This window comes from Neisseria lactamica (genome assembly GCF_901482445.1).
In the GTDB taxonomy this organism is placed as follows: Bacteria; Pseudomonadota; Gammaproteobacteria; order Burkholderiales; family Neisseriaceae; genus Neisseria; species Neisseria lactamica.
The window spans coordinates 1,987,386-2,002,400 of record NZ_LR590477.1 but is presented as its reverse complement, the minus strand read 5'-3'; the positions used below and the strand labels follow the sequence as shown (position 1 = coordinate 2,002,400).

Annotated in this window: 13 protein-coding genes and 2 pseudogenes; 8 read left to right on the top strand and 7 right to left on the bottom strand. The window is 55.0% G+C overall.

Annotated elements, in window-relative coordinates; translation table 11 throughout:
* Positions 1-110: 110 nt before the first annotated feature.
* Positions 111-1,151, bottom strand: coding sequence for a tRNA preQ1(34) S-adenosylmethionine ribosyltransferase-isomerase QueA (queA, locus tag FGL10_RS10870; protein WP_050774471.1), 1,041 nt, complete (start codon positions 1,149-1,151; stop codon positions 111-113).
* A 116-nt stretch (positions 1,152-1,267) separates the two neighbouring features.
* Between queA and FGL10_RS10865 the strand changes: the two are divergent.
* From FGL10_RS10865 to orn, 6 genes and pseudogenes are all read left to right on the top strand, one after another.
* Positions 1,268-1,527, top strand: a pseudogene (locus FGL10_RS10865) (acetyl-CoA carboxylase).
* On the top strand, positions 1,509-1,961 hold the full coding sequence (gene accB / locus FGL10_RS10860) for an acetyl-CoA carboxylase biotin carboxyl carrier protein (protein ID WP_002229908.1): 453 nt from the start codon (positions 1,509-1,511) through the stop codon (positions 1,959-1,961). The pseudogene FGL10_RS10865 and the gene accB overlap by 19 nt, the downstream one beginning before the upstream one ends.
* Before the next feature lie 115 nt (positions 1,962-2,076).
* Positions 2,077-3,438, top strand: coding sequence for an acetyl-CoA carboxylase biotin carboxylase subunit (gene accC, locus FGL10_RS10855; RefSeq protein ID WP_036469497.1), 1,362 nt, complete (start codon positions 2,077-2,079; stop codon positions 3,436-3,438).
* Between the two features lie 151 nt (positions 3,439-3,589).
* A complete protein-coding gene (locus tag FGL10_RS10850; protein ID WP_230455303.1) occupies positions 3,590-4,108 on the top strand; it encodes a hypothetical protein in 519 nt (172 codons plus the stop codon).
* Positions 4,109-4,340: 232 nt separating this feature from the next.
* Positions 4,341-5,224: pseudogene (gene prmA, locus FGL10_RS10845) on the top strand (50S ribosomal protein L11 methyltransferase).
* 17 nt (positions 5,225-5,241) lie between these two features.
* Positions 5,242-5,805 (top strand): oligoribonuclease, encoded by a 564-nt coding sequence (orn, locus tag FGL10_RS10840; RefSeq protein WP_003708266.1) that lies wholly within the window; start codon positions 5,242-5,244, stop codon positions 5,803-5,805.
* A 496-nt stretch (positions 5,806-6,301) separates the two neighbouring features.
* On the opposite strand, the gene hemL is transcribed toward orn, so the two are convergent.
* The 3 genes from hemL to FGL10_RS12195 form a co-directional block, all read right to left on the bottom strand.
* Positions 6,302-7,585 (bottom strand): glutamate-1-semialdehyde 2,1-aminomutase, encoded by a 1,284-nt coding sequence (gene hemL / locus FGL10_RS10825; protein WP_003708270.1) that lies wholly within the window; start codon positions 7,583-7,585, stop codon positions 6,302-6,304.
* A gap of 63 nt (positions 7,586-7,648) precedes the next feature.
* Positions 7,649-8,062, bottom strand: coding sequence for a hypothetical protein (locus tag FGL10_RS10820; protein ID WP_003708272.1), 414 nt, complete (start codon positions 8,060-8,062; stop codon positions 7,649-7,651).
* Positions 8,063-8,074: 12 nt separating this feature from the next.
* Positions 8,075-8,212 carry a hypothetical protein gene (locus tag FGL10_RS12195; RefSeq protein ID WP_169740407.1) on the bottom strand — a complete coding sequence of 46 codons (138 nt, stop codon included), beginning with the start codon at positions 8,210-8,212 and terminating at the stop codon, positions 8,075-8,077.
* A gap of 51 nt (positions 8,213-8,263) precedes the next feature.
* Between FGL10_RS12195 and miaB the strand changes: the two genes are divergently transcribed.
* Positions 8,264-9,592: a tRNA (N6-isopentenyl adenosine(37)-C2)-methylthiotransferase MiaB gene (miaB, locus tag FGL10_RS10815; protein ID WP_036475263.1), complete on the top strand. Its 1,329-nt coding sequence runs from the start codon at positions 8,264-8,266 to the stop codon at positions 9,590-9,592.
* A gap of 264 nt (positions 9,593-9,856) precedes the next feature.
* On the opposite strand, the gene dxs is transcribed toward miaB, so the two are convergent.
* Both dxs and xerC read right to left on the bottom strand, forming a co-directional pair.
* Positions 9,857-11,782 (bottom strand): 1-deoxy-D-xylulose-5-phosphate synthase, encoded by a 1,926-nt coding sequence (gene dxs / locus FGL10_RS10810; RefSeq protein ID WP_003708279.1) that lies wholly within the window; start codon positions 11,780-11,782, stop codon positions 9,857-9,859.
* Between the two features lie 82 nt (positions 11,783-11,864).
* Positions 11,865-12,782 (bottom strand): tyrosine recombinase XerC, encoded by a 918-nt coding sequence (xerC, locus tag FGL10_RS10805; protein ID WP_138251484.1) that lies wholly within the window; start codon positions 12,780-12,782, stop codon positions 11,865-11,867.
* A gap of 150 nt (positions 12,783-12,932) precedes the next feature.
* Here xerC and fba point away from each other — a divergent pair, with 150 nt between their 5' ends.
* Positions 12,933-13,997 (top strand): class II fructose-bisphosphate aldolase, encoded by a 1,065-nt coding sequence (gene fba, locus FGL10_RS10800; protein ID WP_003708283.1) that lies wholly within the window; start codon positions 12,933-12,935, stop codon positions 13,995-13,997.
* 107 nt (positions 13,998-14,104) lie between these two features.
* Here fba and FGL10_RS10795 read toward each other — a convergent pair whose 3' ends face one another.
* A complete protein-coding gene (locus FGL10_RS10795) occupies positions 14,105-14,782 on the bottom strand; it encodes an opacity family porin (RefSeq protein ID WP_003708284.1) in 678 nt (225 codons plus the stop codon).
* Positions 14,783-15,015: the final 233 nt, after the last annotated feature.

Sequence of the window (15,015 nt, the reverse complement as noted above, 5' to 3'; positions counted from 1 at the left end):
TAGCCTTCACTTTCTTTTTTATAGTGGATTATCCAACTGCCGGACATCCATAAAAATACCGCCCGAACCACGGTTCAGACGGCATCTGTCTTGCAACGGACAGCGGCGGTTTAAAGCCCTCCCCCTTCATTCCGCCCCAAAATCATCGCATCGCCGTAGCTGAAGAAACGGTATTCGCGTTCGACCGCATAACGATACGCGGCGCGGATATGACCCATACCCGAAAACGCGCTGACCAACATCAGCAGCGTCGATTTCGGCAGATGAAAATTGGTAACCAGCCTGTCGACAACATTAAAACGGTAGCCCGGCGTGATAAAAATATCGGTGTCGCCCTGCCCCGCTTTCAGACGACCCGTCGCACGCGCGGCAGACTCGAGGGCGCGCATGGAAGTCGTGCCGACCGCCCAGACTTTGTTCCCCCGGGCTTTTGCCGCCTCAACGGCGGTGACGGTTTCAGACGGCACTTCAAACCATTCGCTGTGCATTTTGTGTTCTTCGATTTTTTCCACACGCACGGGTTGGAATGTCCCCGCACCGACGTGCAGGGTTACTTCTGCGGTTACCGCGCCTTTGTCTTTCAGGCGGCGCAAAAGTTCTTCCGTAAAATGCAGGCCCGCCGTCGGCGCGGCGACCGCACCCTGATATTTGGCATAAACGGTTTGATAACGGCTGTCGTCATCCGCATCGGCGGCGCGTTCGATATAAGGCGGCAGGGGCAAATGTCCGTTCTGTTCCAAAAGTTCGTAAACGGTTTGACCGCCTTCAAAACGCAGGCAGAACAGTTCGCCCTCACGCCCGACCATCACGGCGCGGATACCGCCTTCAAACACCAGCCCCATACCGGGCTTGGGCGATTTGGACGAACGAATGTGCGCCAGTGCGGTATGGTTGTCCAACACGCGCTCAATCAGGGCTTCGATCCTGCCCCCGCTGTCTTTTTGACCAAACAGCCGCGCCTTCATGACTTTGGTGTTGTTGAACACCAAAACGTCGCCCGCCTCGACATAATCGGGCAAATCGCCGAATACCCGGTCTTGCAGGGACATATCCGGCAACGCAACCAAAAGGCGGCTGCTGCCGCGCACTTCGGGCGGATGCTGGGCAATCAGCTTTTCGGGCAGGGTAAAATCAAAATCTGAGATATCCATTGCTACACTCTCATTCGGACAAGCCGCCATTATACGCACTTTAGACCTTTTTCAGACGGCATCTTTGCCCGAAAAACCAACAGATTAGAATAAACACTCTTGACCCGGGGCATCTTGTGCGCAAAATCAAACTTCCTGCACATTTTCCCCGAAAACCGCCGTTTTTTGATATTTTACTGGACATTTACCGACAACTTCGGGAAAATAAACAGATTCTTAAAACCGTTTTCCGGCATCACCGGCGGCGGTTTCCCAACCCTATTCCGCCCGGTTTGCGCCGTTGCCACAAGCCGGCTGTTTTCTGAAAAACCAACGCAACAGCCCGCCGGAAAACCGGCAGCCTTTAAAGGAACAAAAATGGATTTGCGCAAATTAAAAAAACTGATTGATTTGGTTGAAGAATCGGGCATCGCCGAAATCGAAGTGACCGAAGGCGAGGAAAAAGTCCGCATTACCCGAACCATCGCCGCCGCACCCGTTTACGCCGCGCCCGTACCCGCCGCCGCGCCGGCCGTAACGCCCGCCGCCGCACCCGTTGCGGCATCCGCGCCCGCCGCGCCTGCCGCCCGCGATTTGTCCGACGCGCAAAAATCGCCTATGGTCGGCACGTTCTACCGCGCACCCGGCCCGAATGCCGCGCCTTTTGTCGAAGTCGGCCAACAGGTTAAAGCCGGCGACACGCTGTGCATCATCGAAGCGATGAAGCTGATGAACGAAATCGAAGCCGAAAAATCCGGCACGGTCAAAGAAATTTTGGTCGAAAACGGTACGCCCGTCGAATTCGGCGAACCGCTCTTCATTATCGGATAATCCTGTTTTCAGACGGCATAAACTTCCTATGCCGTCTGAAATGCTTTCCCCTTCCGGCATTTTGGCAGCCCCCTTTTTTTACGGACGGGTTGCCCGAACCACAGGAACAGTCATTATGCTGAAAAAAGTCCTTATCGCAAACCGGGGCGAAATCGCCTTGCGCGTGCTGCGCGCCTGCCGCGAAATGGGTATCGCCACCGTCGCCGTGCATTCCGAGGCCGACAAAGACAGCCTGCACGTCAAACTCGCCGACGAATCCGTGTGCATCGGCCCTGCCGCCTCCGCCCAAAGCTACCTCAACGTCCCCGCCATTATCGCCGCCGCCGAAGTAAGCTGCGCGGACGCTGTCCACCCGGGCTACGGCTTCCTTGCCGAAAACGCCGATTTTGCCGAACAGGTTGAGCAGTCCGGCTTTACCTTTATCGGCCCGAAACCCGACACCATCCGCCTGATGGGCGACAAAGTTTCCGCCAAACACGCGATGATAGCGGCAGGCGTGCCCTGCGTCCCCGGTTCTGACGGCGCGCTGCCCGACGATGATGCCGAAATCCTCAAAATCGCCGACAAAGTCGGTTATCCCGTGATTATCAAAGCATCGGGCGGCGGCGGCGGGCGCGGTATGCGCGTCGTCGAGAAAAAAGAAGACCTCCTACAATCTGTCGAAATGACCAAGGCAGAAGCGGGCGCGGCGTTCGGCAACCCGATGGTTTATATGGAACGCTACCTGCAACGTCCGCGCCACGTCGAAATCCAAGTGCTTGCCGACGAACACGGCAACGCCGTCTACCTTGCCGAGCGCGACTGCTCCATGCAGCGCCGCCACCAGAAAGTCATCGAGGAAGCACCCGCCCCGTTCATCGATGAAGAGGCACGCAAAAAAATCGGCAAAGCCTGTGCCGACGCGTGCAAACGCATCGGCTACCGGGGCGCGGGTACGTTTGAATTTTTATACGAAGACGGCGAGTTCTTCTTTATCGAGATGAACACGCGCGTTCAGGTCGAGCATCCTGTTACCGAACTCATTACCGGCGTGGACATCGTGCAGGAGCAATTGCGCATTGCGGCCGGCCTGCCGCTGCAATACAAACAGAAAGACATCAAAATCGAAGGCCACGCCTTCGAGTGCCGTATCAACGCCGAAGACCCGTACAACTTCATCCCCAGCCCGGGCCCGATTGAAAGCTGCCACCTGCCCGGCGGCTTCGGTATCCGCGTCGACAGCCACATCTACCAAGGCTACCGCATCCCTCCTTACTACGACAGCCTGATCGGCAAAATCTGCGTACACGGCAAAACGCGCGAACAGGCAATGGCAAAAATGCGCGTCGCCCTCGCCGAGCTGGCGATTACCGGCATCAAAACGAATACGCCGCTGCACCGCGACCTGTTCGCCGACGCGGGCTTCCAAGAAGGAGGCGTGAGCATCCATTATTTGGAACACTGGCTGGAAGAGCGCAAAGCCAAACAGGACAAATAAACCGCCGCCGATATGCCGTCTGAAACCGCCCGTCCGCGTTCAGACGGCATTTCCCTAATTGGAAGAATGATTATTTTACCTATAGCTGGCCGAAAGCCGCAGGCGTACATAGTAATCTGAAAGCTACAGGAACTGCCGGACATTCAATATTTTGGAAAATAGAGAAAAGATGAAACAGATTATAACATTAATTGCATTTATCATTTTTCTCTTTCAAATAGGAAAGGCTAATAGTCTTATTTCTTTAAAGAATGATATAGATACTTCTATTGTTATACAGACTCAAGGACAAAAATGCATAATTGTCCAATTAATTAATAAATTTACGGATACGGAAGGATTGACCAAAATACTTCTAATTAAAAAAGACAATAAAGAAGCTTATATAAGTAAAACTTTACCATCTGCAGATGACATAAAAAATCTCAATATTAATATAAATAAATACAGGACAGGCTTCATACTTAAAGTTCAATATGGAGGAGGAGATAATTTTTACAATCGCGATTTCTATTTTAAGTGGACTAAAGGCGGTTTCTTTTTATATAAAATTGTAGGTACACACGTTAAGCCTAACTTCACTAAAAGTATAATTACAGTAAAGAATATTCTACCATTTATAAATATCAGAGATTTCAATATCCAATGTTTTTTAGAGAATACTCCATAAGTTGTTTCTCCAATTGATATAATAATCTATTCAAGAGAACAACCGCTTGATGGCTTTAAGTGATAAAGCATGTCTTATACCGGATTTACTTCACAGCGTTTTAACACTTAAAATTCAGAATGGGAAGTAAACATTCTTAACACAGAACATTCAGTGAGGACTTTATTCTCACTTTACTTCGTGTTGCACCTGCCGCCTGCAACCGATTTCGATATTTCCAAGAAAGCCCGTTATGCCCTACCAACAAATCACCGTCAACGTCAACGATGCCGTCGCCGAACGCCTCGCCGACGCGCTGATAGAACACGACTCTCCGCCGCCATCGAAGATGCCTACGCCGGCACGCAAAACGAACAAGCCATCTTTGGCGAACCCGGTATGCCCACCGAACAAATCTGGCAGCAGAGCAAAGTCATCGCCCTGTTCGGCGAACACGACGAAGCCGTCGCCGTCATCGATGCCGCCGCACAAGAATGCGGATTAAAAGACTTGGCATACACCGGCGAAACCCTTGAAGACCAAGACTGGGTACGCCTGACCCAAGCGCAATTCGACCCCATCCAAATTTCCGAACGCCTGTGGATTACCCCCTCTTGGCACGAAGCCCCCGAAGGCACTGCCGTCAACCTACGCCTCGATCCCGGCCTCGCCTTCGGCACCGGCAGCCACCCGACCACGCGCCTCTGCCTCAAATGGCTGGATACGCAACTCAAAAACGGCGAAAGCGTCCTCGACTACGGCTGCGGTTCGGGCATCCTGACCATCGCCGCCCTCAAACTCGGTGCAGGTTCCGCCGTCGGCGTCGATATTGACGAACAGGCCGTCCGCGCCGGCAGGGACAACGCCGCGCAAAACAACGTCGATGCACAATTTTATTTGCCCGAACAATTGCCATCCGGACAATTCGATGTCGTCGTCGCCAACATCCTCGCCAACCCTTTGCGTATGCTCGGCGAAATGCTCGCCGCCCGCACCAAACAAGGCGGACGCATCGTGTTGTCCGGTTTGTTGGACGAACAGGCCGAAGAACTCGGCGGCATTTACAGCCAATGGTTCGACCTCGACCCGGCGGAAACCGAAGAAGGATGGGCGCGATTGAGCGGCGTAAAACGCTGAAACGGAAAGGAAACACCGTGCAGGATAAAAACAACCTCTGCTGGCTCGATATGGAAATGACGGGGCTTAATCCCGAAACCGACCGCATTATCGAAGTCGCGATGATTATTACCGACTCGGATTTGAATGTATTGGCGCAATCCGAAGTCTATGCCGTCCACCAAAGCGACGACGTGCTGAACAAAATGGACGAATGGAACACCGCCACACACGGCAGGACGGGGCTGACGCAGCGCGTGCGCGAATCGTTGCATACCGAAGCCGAAGTCGAACAGAAACTGCTGGACTTTATGTCGGAATGGGTACCCGGACGCGCCACGCCGATGTGCGGCAACTCCATCCACCAAGACCGGCGTTTTATGGTCAAATATATGCCGAAACTGGAAAACTACTTCCACTACCGCAACCTCGACGTTTCCACGCTGAAAGAGCTTGCCAAACGCTGGAATCCGCCCGTTGCCAAAAGCGTCGTCAAACGCGGTTCGCACAAGGCATTGGACGACATTTTGGAGAGCATCGACGAAATGCGCCACTACCGCGAACACTTCCTGATTTCCGCCCCGAAAGCCGAAGCGCAATAAGAAACAAACAATGCCGTCTGAAACGCTGTTTGCATTTCAGACGGCATTTTTACAGCAGATTGAAATCAAAAATATACACGCCCGTCATTCCCGCGCAGGCGGGAATCCGGAAGGTCGGGCTTGTTGGTCATGAAGTGGTCTTGAAAATGAAACGTTATCGGAAATCTGACGAACTGAAAGAAAAATATAGCGATATAGATGAGACTTTTGAATTTATAAAGGGGTTTATCTATGTAATTGCCCTTGCTTTTACCGCATATGTCGCTATCCGTTTTTTCTGATGCGCTTCCGATAAAATGCCGTCTGAAGGCTTCAGACGGCATTGTTTCAGGTGGCGGCGGCTTCCTGCCGGGTGCGGCTGATTTCGGCCCGTTATTTTCAATCATTACAGAAACTGAAAGGTCCGGATTCCCGCCTGCGCGGGAATGACGGCGGTGTGCATTCTTACTTCAATCTGCCAAACAAATCGAACAGGGAAACCCTGTCCGTCAAAACATCAGCCTGCCATCGCCTTGAACACTTCAACCGCAACCGCAACCGTTTCGTCAATCAGCTCGGGCGTATGCGCGGCAGAAACGAAACCTGCTTCATAAGCGGACGGGCCGAAGGCAATGCCGCGGTCGAGCATACCGTGGAAGAAGCGTTTGAAAGCGTCGATATTGGAACGCGCCATATCGGCATAGTTTCGCGGCGCGTGTGCGGCGAAATACAGACCGAACATACCGCCCACGCTGTCGGCGGCAAACTCGATGCCCGCCGCATCCGCTGCCGTCTGAAAACCTTGAACCAACTGTTCGGTACGCGCCGTCAGGTTTTCATAGAAGCCTTCGCGCCGGATGATTTCCAGCGTTTTCAAGCCGGCGGCGACGGCAATCGGGTTGCCCGACAAAGTGCCTGCCTGATACACGCCGCCCAGCGGGGAAATACATTCCATAATGTCTTTGCGCCCGCCGAACGCGGCAAGCGGCATACCGCCGCCGATGACTTTGCCCATCGTGGTCAGGTCGGGCGTGATGCCGTGCAGAGATTGCGCGCCGCCGAGCGCGACGCGGAAGCCGGTCATCACTTCGTCGTAAATCAACACCGCGCCGTGTTTTTCGGTCAATTCGCGCAGGGCTTTGACGAAGGCTTCGGTCGGGCGGACGAGGTTCATATTGCCGACGAAGGGTTCGACAATCACGCAGGCGATTTCGTCGCCGCTTTGGGCAAAGGCTTCTTCCAGTTGGGCGATGTTGTTGTATTCGAGGACTAAAGTGTATTTGGTAAAGTCGGCAGGCACGCCGGCGGAAGAAGGATTGCCAAACGTCAGCAGACCGCTGCCTGCTTTCACCAACAGGCTGTCGGAATGGCCGTGGTAGCAGCCTTCGAATTTGATGATTTTGTCGCGGCCGGTAAAACCGCGTGCCAGACGGATGGCGGTCATCGTCGCTTCCGTGCCGGAGCTGACGAGGCGCAGCCGTTCGACAGACGGCATAATTTCGGCGATTTGTTCGGCGATGACGATTTCGCCCTCGGTGGGCGCGCCGAACGACAAACCGCCCAACGCGGCTTCGCGCACGGCTTCGACGACTTCGGGGTGCGCGTGTCCGACAATCGCAGGGCCCCAAGAGCCGACATAGTCGGTGTAGCGCGTGCCGTTTTCATCCCAAACATACGCGCCTTCGGCTTTTTTGATGAAGCGCGGTACGCCGCCGACGCTGCCGAATGCGCGGACTGGCGAATTCACACCGCCGGGGATGACCGCCTTGGCGCGGTCGAATAAAATTTCGTTACGGTTCATATTTATCCTCAAATGCCGTCTGAACGGCAGGTTTCGGGCTTGGAAGCAGAAAGCCCCATTTTATCATTTTTCAGGTTGCGACAAGGATTTGCCCGCTTCTTTGCGGATCACGCCAACCGCATCCCGGATGACGGAACGCTCGTCTTTTTCCACTTTATGTGTAAAGCGGTAGTCTCGGACGACTCCCTCCCCGTCGTAATCCACACACCACTCCCAATGCCGCCGCTCCGATTTCATATAGATGAAATTGGTCGGCAGAAAATTGTAAAGCGGCAGGCTGACCTCGTGATAGGCATAACAGCCGAACGGATTTTGCCGCCCGAAACGCGCTTCCACTTCCGCCCGGGTCGTCTTGCCCCTAACCGCAAACTGCGCGATTTTTTCTTCCGTCTGATCACGCAGGAACTGATGTTCCCTGTCGCCGAAATTGCTGGTACACGCACACAGCAGCAATGCCGCCCATACAGCCGGTTTCATACACATCTCCCATTAAAGCCAAACATTATACAGCCGTCCCGACCGATTAAATTCATATTTTAAAACAATATCCTGCCTCCAAACCCACATCGTGCTATAATCCGCACCGATTTTCAGACGGCATCGTCGTGCCGTCTGAAATTTTTTCATTCCAACAACCATCAGCCCCGCGATTACGGCTGCCTGAGAAAGACACAAACCATGAAAAAAGTATTTATCCGTACCTTCGGCTGCCAGATGAACGAATACGACAGCGACAAAATGCTCGCCGTCCTCGCCGAAGAACACGGCGGCATCGAACAGGTTACCCAGCCCGACGACGCCGACATCATCTTGTTCAACACCTGCTCCGTGCGCGAAAAAGCGCAAGAAAAAGTATTTTCCGACTTGGGGCGCGTCCGTCCGCTCAAAGAAAAAAACCCCGGCCTCATCATCGGCGTTGCCGGCTGCGTCGCCTCGCAAGAAGGCGAAAACATCATCAAACGCGCGCCTTATGTGGACGTGGTTTTCGGCCCGCAAACGCTGCACCGCCTGCCCAAAATGATTGTGGACAAAGAAACCAGCGGGCTGTCGCAAGTCGATATTTCCTTTCCCGAAATCGAGAAATTCGACCACCTGCCGCCCGCCCGCGTCGAAGGCGGCGCGGCATTCGTATCAATTATGGAAGGCTGTTCCAAATACTGCTCCTTCTGCGTCGTCCCCTACACGCGCGGCGAAGAATTCTCCCGACCGCTCAACGACGTATTGACCGAGATTGCCGGTCTGGTGCAGCAAGGTGTGAAAGAAATCAACCTGTTAGGGCAAAACGTCAACGCCTATCGCGGCGAAATGGAAAACGGCGAAATCTGCGACTTTGCCACTTTGTTGCGCATCGTCCACGAAATCCCCGGCATCGAACGCCTGCGCTTCACCACCAGCCACCCGCGCGAGTTTACCGACTCGATTATCGAGTGCTACCGCGACCTGCCGAAGCTGGTTTCCCACCTGCACCTGCCGATTCAAAGCGGTTCCGACCGCGTATTGAGCGCGATGAAACGCGGCTACACCGCCTTGGAATACAAATCCATCATCCGCAAACTGCGCGCCATCCGTCCTGATTTGTGCCTCAGCTCCGACTTTATCGTCGGCTTCCCGGGCGAGACCGAACGCGAGTTCGAGCAAACCTTGAAACTGGTGAAAGACATTGCCTTCGACTTGAGCTTTGTCTTTATTTACAGTCCGCGCCCCGGCACGCCTGCCGCCAACCTGCCGGACGACACGCCGCACGAAGAAAAAGTGCGCCGCCTCGAAGCTCTGAACGAAGTCATCGAAGCCGAAACCGCTCGCATCAACCAAACGATGGTCGGCACGGTTCAACGCTGCCTGGTCGAAGGTATCTCCAAAAAAGACCCCGACCAGCTCCAAGCCCGTACCGCCAACAACCGCGTGGTCAACTTTACCGGCACGCCCGACATGATCAACCAAATGATTGATTTGGAAATCACCGAGGCCTACACCTTCTCCCTGCGCGGAAAAACCGTCAGCATTTGATTTCCCCCGCCGCAAAAATGCCGTCTGAAGCCGGAATCGGGTTTCAGACGGCATTTTGCCTTGTATCAGCGGACGGCGGCGGTTTGCCTTGAGCCGGACAAGCCCGAATAAGTTTCCACACACGCGGCGGCACACAAAGCACCGCCCCAAAGAAAACCGCCGCCCGAACCGTTCCTGCCGGCAGCGGGGTTGCAATAGAAACCAAGCGCAGAAACAAACGCCGTTTAAAAACGCAGCCCGATAACGGCGGCGCGGCCGGGCGGCTTAATTTGCCGCGTCCCGCTCCGGCAGCCACGCGCGCACCCGGCGTTCCACCGCTTCGGCACTCAAGCCCAAATCGTCCAACAGTTTTTTCGGATCGCCGTGTCCGGTTACGGTATCGGCAACGCCCAAAAGCAAAACGGGTTTGCAGATGCCGTGTTTCGCCAACACTTCCAGCACCGCGCTGCCTGCGCCGCCTTGTTCGGCGTTTTCTTCAAGGGTAACGATACGGTCGTGGCTTCGGGCGAGGCGGACAATCAACTCTTCGTCTATCGGTTTGATGAAACGCATATCGGCAACGGTGGCGTTCAGTTTTTCGGCAACCGCCAATGCGGGGGCAACCATGCTGCCGAAGGCGACGAAGGCGGTTTTCTCGCCTTGGCGGCGAATGATGCCTTTGCCGATGGCTACGGTTTCCATGCCGTCTGAAACCAGCGCGCCCGTACCCGTTCCGCGCGGATAGCGGACGGCGGCGGGCGCGTCTGCCTGATAGCAGGTCGAAAGCAGCAGGCGGCATTCGTTTTCATCGCTCGGCGCGGCGACAATCATATTCGGAATGCAGCGCAAAAAGCTCAAATCGTACAAACCGGCGTGGGTCGGGCCGTCCGCGCCGACGATGCCCGCACGGTCGACGGCAAACAAAACGGGCAGGTTTTGCAGGGCGATGTCGTGCACCAGTTGGTCGTAGGCGCGTTGTAAAAAGGTGGAATAAATCGCCACGACGGGCTTGATGCCTTCGCACGCCAAACCGCCGGCAAAGGTTACGGCGTGCTGCTCGGCGATGCCGACATCGAAATAGCGGTCGGGGAATCGTTGTTCAAACTCCACCAGTCCGCTGCCCTCGCGCATCGCGGGGGTAATCGCAACCAGTCGGGAATCTGCCGCCGCCCGGTCGCACAGCCATTTGCCGAACACCTGCGTATAAGTCGGCTTGGCGGCGGGTTTGGGTTCTTTTTCAGACGGCGTTGCAGTTTTGGGGCCGTCTGAAACGTCTTTGGGCAGCTTGGCGACGGCGTGGTATTTGACGGGGTCGTTTTCGGCGAGTTTGTAGCCGTTGCCTTTTTTGGTGATGACGTGCAGCAGTTGCGGCCCTTTGCGTCCGCGCAGGTCTTCCAATACATCGACCAGATTTTCGACGTTGTGTCCGTCCACCGGGCCTGTGTAGCGGAAGCCGAAGTTTTCAAACAAAGACAGCGATTGTTTGGCGTGTTCGGCTTCTTCGGCAAGGGTTTTGATTTTGTGTTCGACTTTTTGGGCGAGCTCCATCGCGCCGGGTATTTTGTCTAATACCTTGCCCGTTTGCGCTTTGACGGTACTCAACAGTCCGTGCATATCGCGCACGACGTTGCTGGCGAGGTATTTCGGCAGCGCGCCGACGTTGGGGGAAATCGACATTTCGTTGTCGTTGAGGACGACCAGCAGATCCACATCCATATCGCCCGCGCAATTTAAGGCTTCAAACGCCTGCCCCGCCGTCATCGCGCCGTCGCCGATAATGGCGACGCTGCGGCGGTTGCCGCCCAAGAGTTTGTCTGCCGCCGCCATACCCAACGCCGCGCCGATGGAAGTGGACGAATGCCCCACGCCGAACGCGTCGTACTCGGACTCGCAACGTTTCGGAAAACCCGCCAAGCCGCCGTATTGGCGCATCGTGTGCATTTGGTTTTTGCGGCCTGTGAGGATTTTGTGCGGATAACTTTGATGCCCGACATCCCAAACCAATTTATCTTCGGGCGTGTTGTAAACATAGTGCAGGGCGATGGTCAGCTCGACCGCGCCCAGATTGCTGGCGAAATGACCGCCGGTCTGCCCGACGGAATCCAACAGGAATCCGCGCAATTCGGCGGCAAGCTGCGGTAATTGTTTTTTGCCGAGCAAACGCAAATCTTGCGGATTGTCAATTAAATCGAGTAAGGGGCTTGGGTTCATAATGTGTCTTTTTTATATCGTCCGGGTGCGACGGCTGATTATATATCAAGCACGCGGGGCTGACGGCTGATTTTGCCGGGGATTATTTTTCCTGCCGCTTGGCGCGCGGATGGGCTTCGTCATACAGGCGGGCGATGTGGTCGAAATCGAGTTTGGTGTAAATCTGCGTAGTCGAAAGGCTGCTGTGCCCGAGCAGCTCCTGCACCGCCCGGATGTCGCGCGAAGCCTGCAACAGGTGTCCGGCGTAGCTGTGGCGCATCATATGCGGCGAAACGTGCCTGCCGTCGCCGTTTATTGCCGCCCATTGCGCCAACCGTTTTTGGATTTGGCGTTGGCTCAGGCGCGTGCCGTTCCTGCCGGTAAACAGGGCTTTGCCGTCCGATGCCGTCTGACGCAGCGGCAGATAGTTTTTCAGGGCTTCCGCGCTTTTGCCGGTGAGCGGCACCTGACGCTGCTTGCGCCCTTTGCCGGTAACGTGTACCCACGCCTCGTCCAAATATACATCATCTGCATTCAAGCCGTGTATCTCGCTCACACGCAAACCGCTGCCGTACATCAGCTCGAACAGGGCGTGATCGCGCACCGCCAGAGGGTCGCCGCCGTCCACGGGCAAATCCAGCATCCGGTTCAACCATTCCTGGGGCAGCGCCTTAGGGATGCGTTGCGGCTGCTTCGGCGGACTGATGCCGGCGGTCGGGTCGGCGCACATCAGCCCGCGTTTGACCAGCCAGGCGCAATACTGCCGCCAAGACGACAGCTTGCGCGCCAGCGTCCGCGCATTCAAACCGCGCTGCGACAGCCGCCGCAACGCCGCCGTAAAATCGCGCCGCGACAAGTCCTGCGGCACGCCGCCTTCAGCTTCAGACGGCATTTGTGCCAACAACGCAAACAGTTCTTCCAAATCGCGCCGGTATGCCGCAACCGTGTGCTCCGACTTGCCCTCGCGCACGATGTTTTCCAAATAAGCGTCAAAATGCGCCGCAAACCCGTCCGGATTCATCCCCGCCCCCTGTCCGACCTCAAAAAACAGCGGGGATATTATCACAAACCGCGCCGCCCGCCTGCCCGCGCCGGCATAGCCGCCCATAGTTTTCCGCCGTAAAAAACATTATAATCCGCCTTATCTACCCCACTGTCCAAGGAGACAAAAATGGCACTCGTATCTATGCGCCAACTGCTCGATCACGCCGCCGAAAACAGCTACGGCCTGCCCGCGTTCAACGTCAACAACCTCGAACAAATGCGCGCCATTATGGAAGCCGCCGACCAAGTCGGCGCACCTGTCATCGTTCAAGCGTCCGCCGGCGCGCGCAAATACGCGGGTGCGCCGTTTTTACGCCACTTGATTTTGGCGGCTGTCGAAGAATTCCCGCACATCCCCGTCGTGATGCACCAAGACCACGGCGCATCGCCCGACGTGTGCCAACGCTCCATCCAACTGGGCTTCTCCTCCGTGATGATGGACGGCTCGCTGCTCGAAGACGGCAAAACCCCTTCTTCTTACGAATACAACGTCAACGCCACACGTACCGTCGTTAATTTCTCCCACGCTTGCGGCGTGTCCGTTGAAGGCGAAATCGGCGTATTGGGCAACCTCGAAACCGGCGAAGCAGGCGAAGAAGACGGCGTGGGTGCGGCAGGAAAACTCTCCCACGACCAAATGCTCACAAGCGTTGAAGATGCCGTACGTTTCGTGAAAGATACCGGTGTTGACGCATTGGCGATTGCCGTCGGCACCAGCCACGGCGCATACAAATTCACCCGTCCGCCCACAGGCGACGTATTGCGTATCGACCGCATCAAAGAAATCCACCAAGCCCTGCCCAATACACACATCGTGATGCACGGTTCCAGCTCCGTTCCGCAAGAATGGCTGAAAGTCATCAACGAATACGGCGGCAATATCGGCGAAACCTACGGCGTGCCGGTTGAAGAAATCGTCGAAGGTATCAAGCACGGCGTGCGCAAAGTCAACATTGATACCGACCTGCGCCTTGCCTCTACCGGCGCGGTACGCCGCTACCTTGCCGAAAATCCGTCCGACTTCGATCCGCGCAAATATTTGAGCAAAACCATTGAAGCGATGAAACAAATCTGCCTCGACCGTTATCTTGCGTTCGGTTGCGAAGGTCAGGCAGGCAAAATCAAACCGGTTTCCTTGGAAAAAATGGCAAGCCGTTATGCCAAGGGCGAATTGGACCAAATCGTCAAATAACCGTCCGGCTGGAAATCAGAAAGGGCGGCTTACCGCCCCTTATCCGAATCCTGTCAAACAAAAAAACCAAGCCGACCGGCTTGGTTTTTTGTCGGGATAGGCAAGATTTAGAATGTATATCTTATGCCTCCGGAAATTTCTTGGGTTCTGACCCTGTTGCCTTCCAGCCTACCCCAATCGTCGTAATGGTACGCCAAATCCAACGCGGCATTTTTCGTAATCTCGTAGCTTACCCCCGCCGTCGCACCGACACCGAGGCGGGTAATGCCGATATGGTTTGTCGTTTGGGCGAAATGAACGGTCTGATTTGCCGGAATGTCGGGAATACCGGGGAAAATCTTGTCGAGAACCACCTTAGGCAACGTCACGGAACTGGTATTTTTTATATAACCGTCATCGCTGAAATCGATGCTGATATGGTTCACGCTCAAACGCGCGCCGACATAAGGTTTGACGGGGGATTGTGTTTCAAAATCGTAAATAGCGGAGATGCCGACAGACCGGCTTTTGACTTTGTTGTGGGTATTATATTCCGTCTCAAGGATAGGCACTGGCTTTGTTGAGGCGTGTGCATCTTTTTTGATGGTGCGGTAACGCGAATAATCCAAAGCCAAACGCCATTGCCCGAAATCGTAACCTGCCGAGAAACGGGGGTGAACCGCCTGCTTTTTGTATTCGGCATTTGTGCCGCCGTTGGTCAGTTTTTCCCGGGCAAGCCCGATATCTGCCTGAACATAAAAACCTTTGCTTTGAGCGCCGTCGGCAGCCGAGGCTTCAGCAGACAAAAGGATCAGGAACGCAGGAACGCAGGAACGCAGGAACGCAGGAACGCAGGAACGCAGGAACGCAGGAACGCAGGAACGCAGGAACGCAGGAACGCAGGAACGCAGGAACGCAGGAACGCAGGAACGCAGGAACGCGTTTTATTTTTCATGGTGTTTCTTTCACGGTTGATAATTTATTATTATAACAGAAATAATTGCTTACGGGGATAATATTGGGAACCGTACCGGAGGGC

What these genes read in the sequence shown, in the direction of transcription:
- dxs (WP_003708279.1), bottom strand. Translation starts at nt 11,782, where the DNA reads ATGAACCCAAGCCCCTTACTCGATTTAATTGACAATCCGCAAGATTTG.
- xerC (WP_138251484.1), bottom strand. Translation starts at nt 12,782, where the DNA reads ATGAATCCGGACGGGTTTGCGGCGCATTTTGACGCTTATTTGGAAAAC.
- miaB (WP_036475263.1), top strand. Translation starts at nt 8,264, where the DNA reads ATGAAAAAAGTATTTATCCGTACCTTCGGCTGCCAGATGAACGAATAC.
- accC (WP_036469497.1), top strand. Translation starts at nt 2,077, where the DNA reads ATGCTGAAAAAAGTCCTTATCGCAAACCGGGGCGAAATCGCCTTGCGC.
- accB (WP_002229908.1), top strand. Translation starts at nt 1,509, where the DNA reads ATGGATTTGCGCAAATTAAAAAAACTGATTGATTTGGTTGAAGAATCG.
- hemL (WP_003708270.1), bottom strand. Translation starts at nt 7,585, where the DNA reads ATGAACCGTAACGAAATTTTATTCGACCGCGCCAAGGCGGTCATCCCC.
- FGL10_RS12195 (WP_169740407.1), bottom strand. Translation starts at nt 8,212, where the DNA reads ATGAAAAAATTTCAGACGGCACGACGATGCCGTCTGAAAATCGGTGCG.
- queA (WP_050774471.1), bottom strand. Translation starts at nt 1,151, where the DNA reads ATGGATATCTCAGATTTTGATTTTACCCTGCCCGAAAAGCTGATTGCC.
- FGL10_RS10820 (WP_003708272.1), bottom strand. Translation starts at nt 8,062, where the DNA reads ATGAAACCGGCTGTATGGGCGGCATTGCTGCTGTGTGCGTGTACCAGC.
- fba (WP_003708283.1), top strand. Translation starts at nt 12,933, where the DNA reads ATGGCACTCGTATCTATGCGCCAACTGCTCGATCACGCCGCCGAAAAC.